The organism is Nonomuraea sp. LPB2021202275-12-8, from assembly GCF_037044575.1.
Classification (GTDB): Bacteria; Actinomycetota; Actinomycetes; order Streptosporangiales; family Streptosporangiaceae; genus Nonomuraea.
The window spans coordinates 191802-207803 of record NZ_JBAHWD010000011.1; the positions used below are offsets into that span (position 1 = coordinate 191802).

Annotated in this window: 15 protein-coding genes and 2 pseudogenes; 9 read left to right on the forward strand and 8 right to left on the reverse strand. The window is 71.1% G+C overall.

Annotated elements, in window-relative coordinates:
• Window position 1 precedes the first annotated feature (1 nt).
• From tal to pgl, 4 genes are all read left to right on the forward strand, one after another.
• Window positions 2-1093, forward strand: coding sequence for a transaldolase (gene tal, locus V5E28_RS22290; protein ID WP_336208947.1), 1092 nt, complete (start codon window positions 2-4; stop codon window positions 1091-1093).
• Window positions 1094-1199: 106 nt separating this feature from the next.
• Window positions 1200-2801, forward strand: coding sequence for a glucose-6-phosphate dehydrogenase (gene zwf, locus V5E28_RS22295; RefSeq protein WP_336208948.1), 1602 nt, complete (start codon window positions 1200-1202; stop codon window positions 2799-2801).
• Complete coding sequence (gene opcA, locus V5E28_RS22300) at window positions 2801-3718, forward strand: glucose-6-phosphate dehydrogenase assembly protein OpcA (RefSeq protein ID WP_336208949.1); 918 nt, start codon at window positions 2801-2803, stop codon at window positions 3716-3718. The genes zwf and opcA overlap by 1 nt, the downstream gene beginning before the upstream one ends.
• A 70-nt stretch (window positions 3719-3788) precedes the next feature.
• Entirely contained in the window at window positions 3789-4562 is a 774-nt protein-coding gene (pgl, locus tag V5E28_RS22305) for a 6-phosphogluconolactonase (protein ID WP_336208950.1), read from the forward strand.
• Window positions 4563-4611: 49 nt separating this feature from the next.
• Here the strand turns inward: pgl and add are convergent, their stop codons facing one another.
• Entirely contained in the window at window positions 4612-5631 is a 1020-nt protein-coding gene (gene add, locus V5E28_RS22310) for an adenosine deaminase (RefSeq protein WP_336208951.1), read from the reverse strand.
• Window positions 5632-5725: 94 nt separating this feature from the next.
• On the opposite strand from add, the gene V5E28_RS22315 reads away from it, so the two are divergent.
• Window positions 5726-6511, forward strand: a complete 786-nt coding sequence (locus V5E28_RS22315; RefSeq protein WP_336208952.1) for a class I SAM-dependent methyltransferase — start codon at window positions 5726-5728, stop codon at window positions 6509-6511.
• 18 nt (window positions 6512-6529) lie between these two features.
• On the opposite strand, the gene V5E28_RS22320 is transcribed toward V5E28_RS22315, so the two are convergent.
• Complete coding sequence (locus V5E28_RS22320; protein ID WP_336208953.1) at window positions 6530-7285, reverse strand: hypothetical protein; 756 nt, start codon at window positions 7283-7285, stop codon at window positions 6530-6532.
• A gap of 88 nt (window positions 7286-7373) precedes the next feature.
• On the opposite strand from V5E28_RS22320, the pseudogene V5E28_RS49590 reads away from it, so the two are divergent.
• A pseudogene (locus V5E28_RS49590) lies at window positions 7374-7521 on the forward strand (Clp protease N-terminal domain-containing protein); the annotation flags it as partial.
• Window positions 7522-7598: 77 nt separating this feature from the next.
• Window positions 7599-7790 (forward strand): annotated as a pseudogene (locus V5E28_RS49595) (Clp protease N-terminal domain-containing protein); the annotation flags it as partial.
• A gap of 147 nt (window positions 7791-7937) precedes the next feature.
• Here V5E28_RS49595 and V5E28_RS22330 read toward each other — a convergent pair.
• Window positions 7938-8960, reverse strand: a complete 1023-nt coding sequence (locus tag V5E28_RS22330) for a GNAT family N-acetyltransferase (RefSeq protein ID WP_336208954.1) — start codon at window positions 8958-8960, stop codon at window positions 7938-7940.
• 107 nt (window positions 8961-9067) lie between these two features.
• On the opposite strand from V5E28_RS22330, the gene V5E28_RS22335 reads away from it, so the two are divergent.
• Together V5E28_RS22335 and V5E28_RS22340 are read left to right on the forward strand one after the other, a co-directional pair.
• Window positions 9068-10459, forward strand: coding sequence for an NAD(P)/FAD-dependent oxidoreductase (locus tag V5E28_RS22335; RefSeq protein ID WP_336208955.1), 1392 nt, complete (start codon window positions 9068-9070; stop codon window positions 10457-10459).
• A gap of 15 nt (window positions 10460-10474) precedes the next feature.
• Window positions 10475-12082, forward strand: coding sequence for an amidohydrolase (locus V5E28_RS22340; RefSeq protein ID WP_336208956.1), 1608 nt, complete (start codon window positions 10475-10477; stop codon window positions 12080-12082).
• A 55-nt stretch (window positions 12083-12137) separates the two neighbouring features.
• Here V5E28_RS22340 and V5E28_RS22345 read toward each other — a convergent pair whose 3' ends face one another.
• The 5 genes from V5E28_RS22345 to gap all read right to left on the reverse strand — a co-directional run bounded on the left by V5E28_RS22345 (window position 12138) and on the right by gap (window position 15885).
• Entirely contained in the window at window positions 12138-12482 is a 345-nt protein-coding gene (locus tag V5E28_RS22345; RefSeq protein ID WP_336208958.1) for an RNA polymerase-binding protein RbpA, read from the reverse strand.
• A 68-nt stretch (window positions 12483-12550) separates the two neighbouring features.
• Window positions 12551-12781: a preprotein translocase subunit SecG gene (gene secG / locus V5E28_RS22350; RefSeq protein ID WP_336208959.1), complete on the reverse strand. Its 231-nt coding sequence runs from the start codon at window positions 12779-12781 to the stop codon at window positions 12551-12553.
• Between the two features lie 99 nt (window positions 12782-12880).
• The gene (tpiA, locus tag V5E28_RS22355) at window positions 12881-13657 is read right to left on the reverse strand and encodes a triose-phosphate isomerase (RefSeq protein WP_336208960.1); all 777 of its coding nucleotides are present in this window, start codon (window positions 13655-13657) and stop codon (window positions 12881-12883) included.
• Between the two features lies 1 nt (window position 13658).
• Window positions 13659-14846 carry a phosphoglycerate kinase gene (locus V5E28_RS22360; RefSeq protein WP_336208961.1) on the reverse strand — a complete coding sequence of 396 codons (1188 nt, stop codon included), beginning with the start codon at window positions 14844-14846 and terminating at the stop codon, window positions 13659-13661.
• A gap of 34 nt (window positions 14847-14880) precedes the next feature.
• Window positions 14881-15885, reverse strand: a complete 1005-nt coding sequence (gene gap / locus V5E28_RS22365; protein ID WP_336208962.1) for a type I glyceraldehyde-3-phosphate dehydrogenase — start codon at window positions 15883-15885, stop codon at window positions 14881-14883.
• Window positions 15886-16002: the final 117 nt, after the last annotated feature.

A 16002-nucleotide genomic window follows, 5' to 3' on the forward strand; every position in this document is an offset into this window, starting at 1 on the left:
GATGAGCGAGATCCTGAACAAGCTGTCCGGCCAGGGCGTGTCCATCTGGCTCGACGACATCAGCCGCGAGCGCCTGCGCAACGGCAACCTGGAAGAGCTGATCCGGGACAAGAACGTGGTCGGCGTCACGTCCAACCCGACCATCTTCGCCAGCGCGCTCAGCAAGGGCGACGCCTACGACACGCAGATGCACGACCTGGCCGTACGCGGCGTGGACGTGGGCGAGGCCGTGCGCGGCATCACCACCTACGACATCCGCTGGGCGGCCGACGTGCTCCGCCCGGTCTACGACGCCACCTCCGGCGTCGACGGGCGGGTGTCGATCGAGGTCGACCCGCGCCTGGCGCGCGACGCCGACAAGACGATCGCCGAGGCCCGCGCCCTGTGGTGGCTGGTCGACCGGCCCAACCTGTTCATCAAGATCCCGGCGACCGTGGAAGGGCTGACCGCGATCACGCAGGCGATCAGCGAGGGCATCAGCGTCAACGTCACGCTGATCTTCTCCCTGGCGCGCTACCGCGCGGTCATGGACGCCTGGCTGGCCGGCCTGGAGGCGGCGCAGGCCAAGGGCCTCAACCTGGCCACGATCGAGTCGGTCGCGTCGTTCTTCGTCAGCCGCGTCGACACCGAGATCGACAAGCGCCTCGACAAGCTCGGCAAGCCCGAGCTGATGGGCAAGGCCGGCATCGCCAACGCGCGCCTGGCCTACGCGGCCTTCGAAGAGGTCATGAACTCCGAGCGCTGGCAGCGCCTGCGCGCCGCCGGGGCCCGCCCGCAGCGGCCGCTGTGGGCCTCCACCGGCGTGAAGAACCCCGACTACTCCGACACGATGTACGTCGACCAGCTGGTCGCGCCGGGCACCGTCAACACGATGCCGGAGAAGACGCTCGACGCCACCGCCGACCACGCCGACGTCACCGGCGACACCGTCCGCCCCTTCTACGAGCAGGCCTGGAACACCATGGCCGAGCTCAAGGCGGCAGGCATCGACTACGACGACGTGGTGCGGGTGCTGGAGGACGAGGGAGTGCAGAAGTTCGAGGCGTCCTGGAACGAGCTGCTCGAGAGCGTCAGCAAGAACCTTGTCCCGTGATGAGGACGCCCCGACGCGAGGAGGGGGAGGCCGTCGCGGCTTCCTCCGCCGCGGGGCCGCGCGACGCGAGCCGCGCGGCCCCTCCGAACGGCGCAGGAGGTTTGAGATGAGTGACCCGGCAGGCCCCCCGGAGGAGGCCGTCGCCGTCGCGTCCGCCGTCGCCGGCACCTCCACCACAATCGAGGTGGCCGCCGCGAACCCGCTGCGGGATCCGCGTGACAAGCGGCTGCCGCGGGTGGCCGGGCCGTGCGTGATGGTGCTGTTCGGTGTGACGGGCGACCTGGCCAAACGCAAGCTGCTGCCGGCGATCTACGACCTGGGCAACCGGGGGCTGCTGCCTCCGGGCTTCTCCCTGGTCGGCTTCGCCAGGCGCGACTGGCGGGACCAGGACTTCGCCGCGCTGACGCACGACGCCGTCAAGACGCACGCCAGGACCCCGTTCCGCGAGGAGGTCTGGAAGCAGCTGCGCGAGGGCATCCACTTCGTGCCGGGCGAGTTCTCCGACGACGGGGCGTTCGACGCGCTGGCCATGGCGCTGCGGGAGATCGACGAGCTGCGGGGCACGGGCGGCAACTACGCCTTCTACCTGTCGGTGCCGCCGAAGTTCTTCCCCGTGGTGGTGGAGCAGCTCAAGCGGACCGGGCTGGCCGAGGCGCCCGACGGGTCGTGGCGGCGGGTGGTCATCGAGAAGCCGTTCGGCCACGACCTGCGCTCGGCGCACCAGCTGAACGAGATCACCACCTCCGCCTTCCCGGAGAGCTCGATCTTCCGGATCGACCACTACCTGGGCAAGGAGACCGTCCAGAACATCATGGCGCTGAGGTTCGCCAACAACCTCTACGAGCCGATCTGGAACCGCAGTTTCGTCGACCACGTGCAGATCACGATGGCCGAGGACATCGGCATCGGCGGCCGGGCCGGCTACTACGACGGCATCGGCGCCGCCCGCGACGTCATCCAGAACCACCTGCTCCAGTTGCTCGCGCTGGTCGCGATGGAGGACCCGACCTCCTTCGACGCCTCGGCGCTGCGGCGGGAGAAGGAGAAGGTGCTCAAGGCCGTGCAACTGCCCTCCGACCTGTCGCTCAACACCGCTCGCGGCCAGTACGCGGCGGGCTGGCAGGGCGGCGAGAAGGTCGTCGGCTACCTGGAGGAGGACGGCATCCCGGCCGACTCCACCACCGAGACCTACGCCGCGATCAAGCTGGAGATCGCCAACCGGCGCTGGGCGGGCGTGCCGTTCTACCTGCGCACCGGCAAGCGGCTGGGGCGCCGGGTCACCGAGGTGGCCGTGGTGTTCCAGCGGGCCCCGCACCTGCCGTTCAGCAAGGACGACACCGAGATCCTCGGTCAGAACGCGCTGGTGGTCAGGGTGCAGCCGGACGAGGGCATCACGGTCCGGTTCGGTTCCAAGGTGCCGGGCACGCAGATGGAGGTGCGCGACGTGTCCATGGACTTCGCCTACGGCGAGTCGTTCCTGGAGTCGTCGCCCGAGGCGTACGAGCGGCTGCTTCTCGACGTGATGATCGGCGACCCGCCGCTCTTCCCGCACCAGCGCGAGGTCGAGCTGTCGTGGAAGATCCTCGACCCGATCGAGGAGTACTGGGCCACCCAGGGCCAGCCGGAGCCGTACCCCTCCGGATCATGGGGGCCGCCGAGCGCCGACGCGATGATGGCCCGTGACGGGCGCGTCTGGAGGAGGCTCTAGTGACCACGTTCATGCTGGCCGACACGACGGCGGGCAAGATCTCGAGCCAGCTCACCCAGTTGCGCCACCAGATGGGCGCGCCCGCCATCGGCATGGTGCTGACCCTCGTCGTGGTCTGCGAGGAACGCGACCAGTACGACTCGCTGCGAGCCGCCAGCGAGGCGGCCCGCGAGCACCCGTCGCGCATCCTGGTGGTGATCAACCGGGAGACCGACGAGGCCAACCGGCTGGACGCCGAGATCCGCATCGGCGAGGCCTCGCCGGGCGAGACGGTGGTGCTGCGGCTCTACGGCGAGCTCACCGAGCACGCCGACTCCGTGGTCAGCCCGCTGCTGCTGCCGGACACGCCGGTGGTCGCGTGGTGGCCGAGCCGGGCCCCCGACGTACCGTCGGAGGACTCGATCGGCATGCTCGCCCAGCGCCGCATCACCGACGCCAAGAACGCCCGCGATGACGGCTACTCCTCGCTCGTGACCAGGGCCAAGGGCTACGCGGCAGGCGACACCGACCTGGCGTGGGCGCGGCTGACGCCGTGGCGCAGCCTCCTGGCCGCCGCTTTCGACCAGCCGGTGGGCAGGGTTCGCGAGGGGGTCGTGGAGGCCTCTACGGGCAACCCGAGCGCGCCGCTGCTGGCGGCGTGGCTGTCGGAGCGGCTTGGGGCGGAGATGCAGGTCGGCGACTCCGACGGCCCCGGCCTCACCGCGGTGCGGCTCGCCGTCGACGACGGCGGCGAGCTGTCCGTGGAGCGGAGCGACGCCCGGCTGGCCACGCTGTCACGCCCCGGCCAGCCCGACCGGAACGTGGCGCTGACCCGGCGGCACCTGTCGGAGCTGCTGGCCGAGGAGCTGCGCAGGCTCGACACCGACGAGATCTACGAGTCGGCGGTCAAACGCCTGGCCCGCACGCGCAGGCACTGACCCGTGGAGGATCGTGCCCGGGCGGCGATGCCCGGGCACGATCGTCCGCGAAACATGAAAGAGTATTCCGGTGAGCGTTCCCACTGTTGTTGTGCACCGTGACGGCGACGTGCTGGCCAAGGCCGTGGCGGCGCGGATCATCACCAGGCTGGTCGACGTGCAGTCCGCCAAGGGCTCGGCGTCGCTGGTGCTGACCGGCGGCACGGTCGGCATCGCCACGCTGGCCGCGATCCGCGACACACCCGCCCGTGACGCGGTCGACTGGCGGCGCCTCGACATCTGGTGGGGTGACGAGCGCTTCCTGCCCTCCGGCGACCCCGAGCGCAACGAGACCGGCGCCAGGCAGGCGCTGCTCGACCACGTCGACCTCGACCCCGAGCGGGTGCACGTCATGCTCGGCCCCGACTCCGGCCTGTCGGCCGAGGAGTCGGCCGACGCCTACGCCACCGAGCTGCGCAAGTCCGCCCGCCCCGAGGACCACGGTCCGGCGCCCAGCTTCGATGTGACGCTGCTCGGCATGGGCCCCGACGCGCACGTGGCGTCGCTGTTCCCGGGCATGCCGGCGCTCTACGACACCCGTGCCGTGGTGGCGGTGCACGGCGCGCCCAAGCCGCCGCCGACGCGCATCTCGCTGACGCTGCCCACCATCCAGGGCTCGCGCGAGGTGTGGGTGGTGGCCGCCGGTGACGAGAAGTCCGGGGCCGTACGGCTCGCGCTGTCGGAGTCCGGGCCCGTGCAGGTCCCCGCTGCGGGTGCTCGCGGCCGCGGCCGGACGCTGTTCCTGCTCGACCGCGCCGCCGCCGGCAAGATCCCGCCGGGCCTGGGCCGCATCGCCTCCCCCTGACACCGCGCCGGATGGCCGGCACGCCTTCCCCGCAGGCGCCCCGCGGAGTTCAGGCCCCGGCGGCCAGCGCGTCGATCTCGGCCATGAGGGCCTGCTTGCGCTCGGCCGGCAGATAGGACGCCTGCACGCCGTTGCGCGCGAGACCCGCCAGCTCCCGCGCGCCGAGACCGAACACGCGGGCGGCGAGGCGATACTCGTCGGCCAGCGTGGTGGCGAACATGGGCGGGTCGTCGCTGTTGAGCGTGACGAACAACCCTTCGGCGAGCATGCGCGGCAACGGATGGTCCTCGATGCGCTGGACCTGGCCGGTGCAGACGTTCGAGGTGGGGCAGACGTCCAGCGGGAGCTGGGTCTCGCGCAGGTGGGCGACCAGACGCGGGTCGTCGAGGCAGGAGATGCCGTGGCCGACGCGCTCGGCGCCGAGCCCTTCGATGACCTCCCAGATCGTCTCCGGTCCCGTCATCTCGCCGCCGTGCGGGACGCTGTGCAGCCCGGCGGCCCGCGCCGCGGCGAACGCGTCACGGAAGGCGTCCCTGAACCGCGGGCGAGACTGCTCGATGCCGCCCAGGCCGAAACCTACCAAAGCAGCGGGAGGTTCCCGCAGCGCGTGGTCAAGTGTGATCTTGGCCGCCTCTTCCCCGAACTCCCCCGGGATGTCGAAGATGTACGCCATCTCGACCCCGTGATCGGCGACGGACTGCTTGGCCGCGAGGTCGAGGGCCTGCGTGACCTCCCGCTTCGGCATGCCCACGATGTGGTGCGCGTACGGGGTCACCTGCAACTCCACGTAGCGGACCCCCTGGCCCGACAGGTCGCGCGCCAGCCCGAGCACCAGCGTCGCCACGTCCTCGGGGTCGCGCACCAGACCGTTGACCGCGCCGTAGACCTGGGCGAAGTGCGGGAAGTCGCGGAAGGTGTAGAACGCGCGAAGGTCCTCCTCGTTCGCGGGAACCACGCTGCCCGGGTGGCGGCGCGACAACTCCAGCACCGTGGACACCGAGGCGGATCCGATCAGGTGCACGTGCAGTTCGACCTTGGGCAGGGCGTCGATGAAGTCGTTGATGGTCATGCCGACGACGATAAGCCTGACTTTTCACCCCAGGACAGCATTTTCCGCAATATTTCACACGAATGTGTAAGCTTCTACCGTCAGGCGGTGCGCTGTGACCGATGCCGAAGCGTACGAGCGCGGCTTCGCCCGGCTCAGCGCCCACACCGTCGCCTCGCTCCTCGAGCCGATCGTCACGGCGGCCACTGGTCCCCGGCCCGGAGAAGGTGCGGCCACCGGCCTCGGGCCGCACCTGCTCGACGTGGGATGCGGCAGCGGGGTGGTGACGGCGCGCGCCCTGGCGCTCGGCGCGCGGGTCACGGCCGTCGACGCCGATCCCGCCATGGTGGAGTTGACCGCCCGCCGCCATCCCCGGGCAAGGGTGCGAGCGGCGGCGCTGCCCGAGTTGCCGTTCGCGGACGGGACGTTCCACGCTGTTGCCGGAAATTTCGTCATCAATCATGTTCCGGAGCCTCTCGCCGCTCTGCGCGAGCTGCGCCGCGTCGTACGCCCCGGCGGGACCGTCGCGCTGACGTGGTGGAAGTCCGACGAGATGACCGCCACCGGCCTCATCGCCGAGGCCATCACGGCGGCAGGCGTCCCGTACGAGCCGCCGCCCGGGCCGTTCGCGGCGGTCGCGGCACCGGAGACCTTCTCGGCGCTCATGAGAGAGGCCGGTTTCTCCGGCGTCGGCGTCCGGACCCTGCGGTGGCGGCACCGGGCCGACCCCGGCTCCTGGCTGACCGACGTCGTGGCGGCGGGCGGCCCTCGGTTCGGGCTGATCGCCGACCAGCCGCCGATGATCGCCGAGCGGATCCGCGCCCACTACATCCGGCTGGCCGCGCCGTACGTCTCCGAGGGCTTTCCGGTGTGCGCGCGGCTGGCCTGGGGCAGGCGCTGAGCCGGGCGCGGGAACCTCCTATTCGGCCAGCCGCTGTCGCGCGTGCCGCTCCTCACGCCGCGTCACCTCCAGGCGCTGCTGGGCCTCGGCGAGCCGCTTGCGCGCCTTGGCGAGCTTGGCTTCCAGCCTGGCGACCTTCTCCGCGCGCTCGCCGTGCTCCCGCTCCGCCTCGGCCAGCGCCTCGCTCCACTCCCGGTGCGCGGCCTCGGCCTCCTGCCGCTCCCTGGCCTTCCTGGCCGCGATCTCCTCGCGCTTCCTGGCACTGGCCTCCTCGTCGGCCTTGTCGTCCTGCCCGGCGGGCCGCCTCCTGGGGCGCGGGGACCCGCTGGGGGCCGGGGCGAAGCCGCTGTAGCTGAGCGGCTTGACCAGGCGGCCGCGCCGCACCTCCTCGGCTGCGCCGGCGTCCACGACGGCGGCGTCGAGCGTCTGGTCCACCTCGGCCGCGGCGGCGGCCGACAGGCCGCCACCCTCCCTGATCAGCCTGGCCAGCCTCCCGGTCACCTCGGCGCGCCGCCGGGTCAGCTCCGCGAGCGCCTCGGCGTCCTGAGCCTGCCAGGCGTCGCGCAGTTCGTGCCCGAGGGAGAGCAGCTCCGCGAGCTCGTCCGGATGCTCACGGGCGACGCGGTTCACCGCCCAGGCCGAGACCGTGGGCCTGCGCAGGCCGGCGATCTCCCGAGCCAGCGCGGCGTCGCCCGCCTGCTTGGCCGCGCCCGCCTCCGCGGTGCGGGCGGCGGTGAACTCCGAGGGCGGGAGCGCGTACAGCCGGCTTGCCACCTCGTCAAGATCCACACAGGTCAAATACCCCACATCCGCCGGTTTCTAGCGCATAGTGGAGGCAGCCCACTCGAACGGAGGCCCCCCGGTGTTCGAGCGCTTCACCGATCGCGCCCGCAGGGTCGTCGTCCTCGCCCAGGAGGAGGCGCGGGCGATGAACCACAACTACATCGGCACCGAGCATCTCCTGCTGGGCCTGATCAGGGAGGGCGAGGGCCTGGCCGCGCTGGTGCTCGGCGACTGCGGCGTGGAGCCGGGCGAGGTCCGCGCCTTCGTGGAGCGCGAGGTCGGCCTGGGCAGCGGCGGGCACGGCGAGCACATCCCGTTCACCCCGCGCGCCAAGAAGGTGCTGGAGCTGTCGCTGCGCGAGGCGCTGCAGCTGAGGCACGGCTACATCGGCACCGAGCACATCCTGCTGGGCGTGCTCAGGGAGGGCCACGGGGTGGCCGCCCAGGCGCTCGCCGACGCCGGAGCGGACCCGGTCGACGTACGCCAGCGCGTGCTCGACCGGGTGGGCCGGGGCCCCAAGGAGCGCTCCGGGGAGACGTTCTTCGCCGGCGGCTCGATGCTGGGCGAGCGGCTCGCCCGGATCCAGGACAGCCTCGACCGCATCGAGCGCCACCTGGGCATCGAACGGCCGCCGGAGGAGCGCTCAGACTGACGCCATGGCTCCGACCGGCAGCCTGGCCTCCATCACGCCGGGGTCCTCGGTGTAGCCGAGGGTGGCGCCCAGGGAGATCAGGAGCCTGCGCATCCGGACGTTGTCCGACAGCATGGTGGCCTTGACCTCGGCGTAGCCCCGGTCACGCGCCTCGCGCACCAGCATCCTGGCCAGCGCCAGGCCCAGACCACGCCCCTGCCAGCGGTCCTCGACCAGGAAGGCCATCTCGGCGACGCCGGGATCGGCGGTGAACATCAGGTTCGCCAGCGCCACCACCTGCCCGTCGTTGCCCGCCACCAGCGAGTGCCCCCGGCTGCGGTCGCACAGCCGGTCGAACATGCGCGGCGGCAGCGTGGGCATCGCGGTGAAGTAGCGGAACCTGCGCGCCTCAGGCGAGCACCTGTCGTGCAGGTCGCGCAGGGCCTCGCGGTAGATCGAGGTGAGCGGGCGGATCGTGACCTCGGCGCCGTCGGCCAGCTTGACCGGGCGCTCGCCGGACGTCTGCTCGGCCGGCGGCTGGGCGAGCCGGGCGAAGGACGCCGCCCTGGCCGCCTCGGTCAGCGTGAAGGGCAGCTCGGCGCGGCGCAGCCGCACCGCCCGCCTGGGTGCGACGGGCACGACGAGCTGGGTCGGGTCGGGGAGATCGCTCACGGCATCACCATAGATCCACCGGGCGTCGTCGGCGCGCAGCAGCTCCGCCAGCAGCTCGGGCAGCCGCCACGGCATGGAGCGCAGCCGGGAGGCGAGCAGCAGCGCGCGGGTGGGCTCGTCGGTCAGCTCGTGCGCGGTCGCGGGAACGACCTGGACCCGGCGGCCGCCGGCCGCCTCCAGTGCCTCGCGCACGGTTTCGGGGTTGGCGGGGATGTCGGCGACGAACTCGTCGACGGTGCCGTCGCTGTCAGACTGTACGCTCAGGCCGAGAATGTTGCCGCCCCGGGCGGCGAGGGCCGCGGCGAGGGAGGCAAGCCGTCCGGGTCGCTCGTCGACCGTGGTGCGGATGCGCAGAAATCCCATATGAGAAGGATGCCCGACACCTGTTACGGTGCCGCTAACGTCATGTTTCCTCACGAAATTCGTGGCAAGATGCGTTCACTTATCCGGATATAGCAGGATATGGCGTCATGAGCGTGCATGTTCCCTTGTCGTCCGGGTTCGTTAACGGCGATGTGTCCTTCTGGCTTCACTCCTCCGGCATGCCCGCCCCCGGCCCCCCGCTCGACCGCGACATCCAGGCCGACGTGGCGATCGTCGGCGCCGGCTACACCGGGCTGTGGGCGGCCTACTACCTCAAGCAGGCCAGCCCCTCGCTGGAGGTGGTGGTGCTGGAGCAGGAGTTCGCCGGGTTCGGCGCCTCGGGACGCAACGGCGGCTGGCTGACCGGCGACCTGGCGGGCTCGCACGAGCGCTACGCGAAGACGCACGGGATCGGGGAAGCCCGGCGGCTGCAGCGCGAGATGTACGCCTCCATCGACGAGGTGATCGCCGTCTGCGAGAAGGAGGGCATCGACGCCGACATCGTCAAGGACGGCGTCGTCAACGTGGCACGCTCCACCTCCCAGGCGGCCCGGCTGCGGGCCTCGGTGTCGGCCGCCCGCACCTGGGGGATCACCGAGCACGACCTGCGGCTGGTCGACGCGGGCGAGCGCCTGCGGGTGGCCGGGGCCGTGGCCGCCACCTGGAGCCCGCACTGCGCGCGCATCCAGCCCGCCAAGCTGGCCCGGGGCCTGGCGCGGGCCGTGCGCGACCTCGGGGTGACGATCTACGAGGGGACGCCCGTCACGCGGATCGAGCCGCACCTGGCGCGGACCCCGCACGGCGCCGTGCGCGCCCGCCACGTGATCCGCGCGACCGAGGGCTTCACCTCGCGGCTGAAGGGGCTACGGCGGCAGTGGCTGCCGATGAACAGCTCCATGATCGTCACCGAGCCGCTGCCCGCGTCGTTCTGGGAGTCGACCGGCTGGCACGGCGCCGAGCTGCTCGGGGACCTGGCGCACTACTACATGTACGCCCAGCGCACCGCCGACGACCGCATCGCCTTCGGCGGCCGGGGCCGGCCCTACCTGTACGGCTCGCGCGTCGACGCCCGCGGCCACACCCACGAGCGGACCGTGGCGGCCCTCTGGGATCTGCTGACGGACTTCTTCCCCGCTGCCGCTTCCTCCTCCGTCGCGCATGCCTGGTCGGGCGTGCTCGGGGTGCCGCGTGACTGGTGCTCGGCCGTGCACCTGGACCCGTCGACCGGGCTCGGCTGGGCCGGCGGTTACACCGGTCACGGGGTGACCACCTCCAACCTGGCCGGCCGCACCCTGCGCGACCTGGTCCTGGGCGAGGAGACGGCGCTGACGTCGCTGCCCTGGGTGGGGCGCGAGGTGCGGGCGTGGGAGCCGGAGCCGCTGCGCTGGCTGGGCGTGCACGCGATGTACCGCCTCTACCGGCTGGCCGACCACCGGGAGCGCTCGATGCCCCGCACATCCGTCCTGGCCCGGCTCGCCGACCAGATCACCGGCCACTGACAGGAGACGACTCTCATGGACATCCTCTTCCGGGGCGGACGCGCGTTCATCGGCGGCGGCGGCTTCGCCGAGGCCGTGCTGGTACGCGACGGCACGGTCGCCGCCGTGGGGTCGGAGCGGGAGCTCGCCCGCCTGGCCCCGGCGCACGAGACGGTGGACCTGGACGGCGGGCTGCTCGTACCGGGGTTCACCGACGCGCACATCCACCCGATCCAGGCGGGGCTCGAGCACGCCAAGTGCGACCTGTCGGAGCTGTACGGGCTGGACGCCTACCTCGCCGCCGTGCACGCCTACGCCGCGGCCAATCCCGACAAGGAGTGGATCGACGGCGGCGGGTGGGACATGTCGGCGTTCCCCGGCGGGCTGCCCAGGCGGGAACAGCTCGACTCCCTGGACCGGCCGGTCTACCTGATCCAGCGCGACCACCATGCCGCCTGGGTCAACAGCCGGGCACTGGAGCTGGCCGGAATCACCGGGGACACGCCGGATCCGGCCGACGGGCGGATCGAGCGCGACGCCGGCGGCCTGCCCAGCGGCGTCCTGCACGAGGGCGCGATGGACCTGGTGGGCCTGCTGACCCCCCGTCCGGCCGCTGAGGACCTCGACGCCGCGCTGGCGTGGGCCGAGCGGCACCTGTTCTCACTGGGCATCACCGGCTGGCAGGACGCGATCGTGGGCTCGTACGCGGGCTCCGACGACCAGCTCCCCACCTACCTGTCGGCGGCCCGCTCGGGCCGGCTGCGGGCGCGCGTCGTCGGCGCGCTGTGGTGGGACAGGACCCGCGGCCTGGACCAGATCGACTCCCTGGTCGAGCGGCGGGCCGCCGCCGCCGGCCTGGACCGCTTCGCGGCGACCTCGGTGAAGATCATGCAGGACGGCATCACCGAGAACTTCACCGCCGCCACGCTGGAGCCCTACTGCAAGTGCGGCGGCACGGGCCTGTCGTACGTGGACCCGGCCAAGCTCAGGCAGTACGTCGCGGAGCTGGACCGGCTGGGCTTCCAGGTGCACTTCCACGCCATCGGCGAGCGGGCGGTACGCGAGGCGCTCGACAGCTTCGAGGGCACCGATCCGGCCGGCCGCCACCACATCGCGCACCTGCAGATCATCGAGCCGTCGGACGTGCCGCGCTTCGCCGCGCTCGGGGTCACGGCCAACCTGCAGCCGTTGTGGGCCACGCACCACGCCCAGATGGACGAGCTGACGCTGCCGTTCCTCGGCGAGCCCCGCTCGTCCTGGCAGTATCCGTTCGCCGACCTGCTGTCGCACGGCACCCGGTTCTGCGCGGGCAGCGACTGGCCGGTGTCGAACGCCGACCCGCTGCAGGGCATGCACGTGGCCGTGAACCGCACCGAGCCGGGCAGCTCGGTGCACGCGGACTACCCGACGGCGCAGACGCCGTTCCTGCCGGGGCAGCGCATCGACCTGGCGACCGCGATGACCGCCTACACGGCGGGCTCGGCCTGGATCAACCGCTCCCCCGCCGGCGTGATCGAGCAGGGCCGCCCGGCGGACCTGGTGGTCCTGGACCGCGACCCGTTCGCGCTGCCCGAGAAGGAGATCTGGACCACGGAGGTCCGCATGACCTTCGTCGACGGCACGCCGGTCTACGAAAGGCCGTGACACGAGCAGGGCCCCGGCGATCGCGTCGCCGGGGCCCTGCTCGTGTGCGTCCGCCCTACCAGGGGGACTTGTTGTTGCGCAGGCGCTCCAGCGCTTCTTCGAGGATCGCCTTGCCGTCCTTGTCGCTCCTGCGCTCCTTCACGTAAGCCAGGTGCGTCTTGTACGGCTCGTTCCGGGGCGGGGCAGGCGGGGCCTCCTCGTCCTGGCCGGCCGGGAGCCCGCATCGCGGGCAGTCCCACAGCTCGGGGACCGCCGCGTCGCTGGCGAAGCTGGGGCGCGTCTCATGCATGTTGGCGCACCAGAACGAGACCCGCACTCTCGGAGCTGCCTCGCCGCGCTCGGCCTCCCCCATAGGGCCGGCACCGACTCGGCTGCCACGGATCGCGTTGCCACTACCCACGGATGAACTCCTCGCTCGATCGCCCCGTGAGACACGGGGGGAGAATCACTGTCACGCGTTTACTTGTCTCAGGGCCGGACGAGCAGGCCCAGAGCGATGATGCAGACGAACCAGACCACGCCCGTAATGACGGTCAGGCGGTCCAGGTTGCGCTCCACCACCGAGGAACCGCCGAAGTTCGACGAGAAACCGCCGCCGAACATGTCAGACAGGCCGCCACCCTTGCCCTTGTGGAGCAGGACGAGCAGGATCATGAGCAGGCTCGCCAGGATGAGGGCGATGGAGATTCCGAGTTCCACGGTATGCCAGTTCCTTCAATGCTCTGTTACGCGTGACGATTCAAACTTGCTTCTTGAGGGTACGGCCTGATGTCAAGTCGCACCCCCGGAACGACTCAGTTAGCCGGGCATATCGGAGAAACGACAGATCTTCACGATCTCCACGGCATCGATGCTGGCACCGCCCACGAGCGCGCCGTCGATATCCGGTTGAGACATGATCCCCGCTATGTTTCCCGACTTGACCGAGCCACCGTAAAGGATACGGACCGCCGAGGCCACTTCGGGGTTGTAGAGCTCCGCGAGTCGCACTCGCAGTGCCCCGCACACCTCCTGGGCGTCCTCGGGAGTGGCCACCTCGCCGGTGCCGATCGCCCACACCGGCTCGTAGGCCACCACCATCGATCCTGCCTGATCGGCCGAGATCTTGCGCAGCGCGCCGTCGAGCTGGCCGAGCGTGTAGGCGATGTGGCCGCCCGCCTGCCGCACGTCCAGCCCTTCGCCGACGCACACGATCGGGGTCAGCGAGTGGCGGAAGGCGGCCTGCGTCTTGGCGTTGACCAGGTCGTCGTCCTCGCGATGATACTGGCGCCGCTCGGAGTGCCCGGCCAGGACGAACGTACAGCCGAGCTTGGCCAGCATCGCGCCGGAGATCTCGCCGGTGTAGGCGCCGGCGTCGTGCGCGGACAGGTCCTGGGCGCCGTAGACGAGGCGGAGCTTGTCGCCGTCGATGAGCGTCTGCACGCTGCGCAGGTCCGTGAACGGCGGCAGGACCGCCACCTCGACCTTGTCGAAGTCCTTGTCATTGAGCGCGAAGGCCATCTTCTGGACCAGCGCGATCGCTTCGAGGTGGTTGAGGTTCATCTTCCAGTTGCCGGCGATGAGCGGCTTTCTCAAGTCAGTCCTCCAAGGCGGCGAGTCCGGGCAGGGTCTTGCCCTCAAGGTATTCCAGGCTCGCCCCACCACCGGTGGAAATGTGCGAGAAGCCGTCTTCCGGCAGGCCGAGCTTGCGTACGGCGGCGGCCGAGTCGCCGCCGCCGACCACGGTGAAGGCGTCGGAGGCGATCAGCGCCTCGGCCACCGCGCGGGTGCCGCCGGAGAACGCCTCGAACTCGAACACGCCCATCGGGCCGTTCCAGAAGACGGTCCTGGCGTCGGCCAGCTTGGCCGCGAACAGCTCGCGGGTCTCGGGGCCGATGTCGAGCCCCTCCCGGTCGGCCGGGATCCGCGTGGCCGGCACGACGTCGTACGGGGCGTCCTCGGCGAACCCGGTGGCGGCCAGCACGTCGACGGGCAGCACCAGGTCGACGCCGCGCTTCTCGGCCTCGGTGAGGAAGCCGCGCACCTGGTCGAGCTGGTCGGCCTGGAGCAGCGAGTTGCCGACCTCGTGGCCCTGGGCCGCCAGGAAGGTGTAGGCCATGCCGCCGCCGACGAGCAGCCTGTCGACCTTGGTCAGCAGGTTGGCGATGACGCCGAGCTTGTCGCTGACCTTGGCGCCGCCGAGCACGACCACGTAGGGGCGCTCGCTGTCCTCGGTGAGCTTCTTCAGCACCTCGACCTCGGCCACGATCAGCGTGCCCGCCGCGTGCGGCAGCAGCGCGGGCACGTCGTAGACGCTGGCGTGCTTGCGGTGCACGGCGCCGAAGCCGTCGCCCACGTAGAGGTCGGCGAGCCCGGCGAGCTGCTTGGCGAAGGCGTGGCGGGTGGCGTCGTCCTTGGACTCCTCACCCGGCTCGTAGCGCAGGTTCTCCAGCAGCGCGACCTGGCCCTCCTGGAGGGCCTCCACGGTGCTGTGCGCGCTCGGCCCGACCACGTCGGTGGCGAAGGCCACGTCCTGGCCGAGCAGCTCGCCCAAACGGACGGCGACCGGCCGCAGCGAGAACTCGGGCTTCGGCCGGCCCTTGGGCCTGCCGAGGTGGGCGCAGACGACGATCTTCGCCCCGGACTCGGCCAGGGTCCTGATCGTCGGCACAGACGCGCGGATGCGCCCGTCGTCGGTGATCGTCTCGCCGTCGAGCGGCACGTTGAGGTCGACGCGCACGAGCACGCGCCGTCCCTTCACATCAAGATCGTCTAGCTTGCGCAACTGGGTTCCTCCCGCCCGCTCGGCCGGCCTCCGATCACAGGTCCTTGCCCACCAGCTCGATGAGGTCGGCCAGGCGGTTGGAGTAGCCCCACTCGTTGTCGTACCAGCCCACGACCTTCACCTGGTTGCCGATGGCCTTGGTCAGGCCGGAGTCGAAGATGCAGGAGGCCGGGTCGGTGACGATGTCGGAGGAGACGATCGGGTCCTCGGTGTAGCTGATGATGCCCTTGAGCGGACCTTCGGCGGCGGCCTTGATCGCGGCGTTGACCTCCTCGGCGGTGACGTCGCGGCCGAGGTCGACGGTGAGGTCGGTGGCGGAGCCGGTGGGGATCGGCACGCGCATCGCGAAGCCGTCGAGCTTGCCCTTGAGCTCGGGCAGGACCAGGCCGATGGCCTTGGCGGCGCCGGTGGAGGTGGGCACCACGTTGAGGGCGGCGGCGCGGGCACGGCGCAGGTCGCTGTGCGGGCCGTCCTGCAGGTTCTGGTCCTGCGTGTAGGCGTGGATGGTGGTCATCAGACCCTTCTCGATGGTGAAGGTGTCGTGGATCACCTTCGCCATCGGGGCCAGGCAGTTGGTGGTGCAGGAGGCGTTGGAGACGATGGTGTGCCGCGCCGGGTCGTAGGCGTCGTGGTTGACGCCCATCACGATCGTGACGTCCTCGTTCTTCGCCGGGGCGGAGATGATGACCTTCTTGGCGCCGTTGTCGGCGTGCGCCCTGGCCTTGTTGGCATCGGTGAACAGGCCGGTGGACTCGACCACCACGTCGACCCCGAGGTCGCCCCAGGGCAGCTTGCCCGGGTCGCGCTCCTCGAACACCTTGATCGCCTTGCCGTCGACCGTGATCTCGTCGCTGGAGGCCTTCACCTCGTACGGCAGGCGGCCCAGGATGCTGTCGTACTTCAGCAGGTGGGCCAGCGTCGCGTTGTCGGTCAGGTCGTTGACCGCGACGATCTCGATGTCCTTGCCACTGGCGGCGACCGCGCGCCAGAAGTTGCGACCGATGCGGCCGAAGCCGTTGACGCCTACGCGGATGCTCACGGAACCGATCTCCTCGTACGTGATGGCGGGCTGATACCTCAACCCTCGAACCCTATCGGACCCAGATTGGTTTAGACCATTGCCACCCCCGCCTTGTGAATCGCCGTTAATGACGCA

What these genes read in the sequence shown, in the direction of transcription:
- tal (WP_336208947.1), top strand. Translation starts at nt 2, where the DNA reads ATGAGCGAGATCCTGAACAAGCTGTCCGGCCAGGGCGTGTCCATCTGG.
- zwf (WP_336208948.1), top strand. Translation starts at nt 1,200, where the DNA reads ATGAGTGACCCGGCAGGCCCCCCGGAGGAGGCCGTCGCCGTCGCGTCC.
- add (WP_336208951.1), bottom strand. Translation starts at nt 5,631, where the DNA reads ATGACCATCAACGACTTCATCGACGCCCTGCCCAAGGTCGAACTGCAC.
- V5E28_RS22330 (WP_336208954.1), bottom strand. Translation starts at nt 8,960, where the DNA reads ATGGGATTTCTGCGCATCCGCACCACGGTCGACGAGCGACCCGGACGG.
- V5E28_RS22335 (WP_336208955.1), top strand. Translation starts at nt 9,068, where the DNA reads ATGAGCGTGCATGTTCCCTTGTCGTCCGGGTTCGTTAACGGCGATGTG.
- V5E28_RS22340 (WP_336208956.1), top strand. Translation starts at nt 10,475, where the DNA reads ATGGACATCCTCTTCCGGGGCGGACGCGCGTTCATCGGCGGCGGCGGC.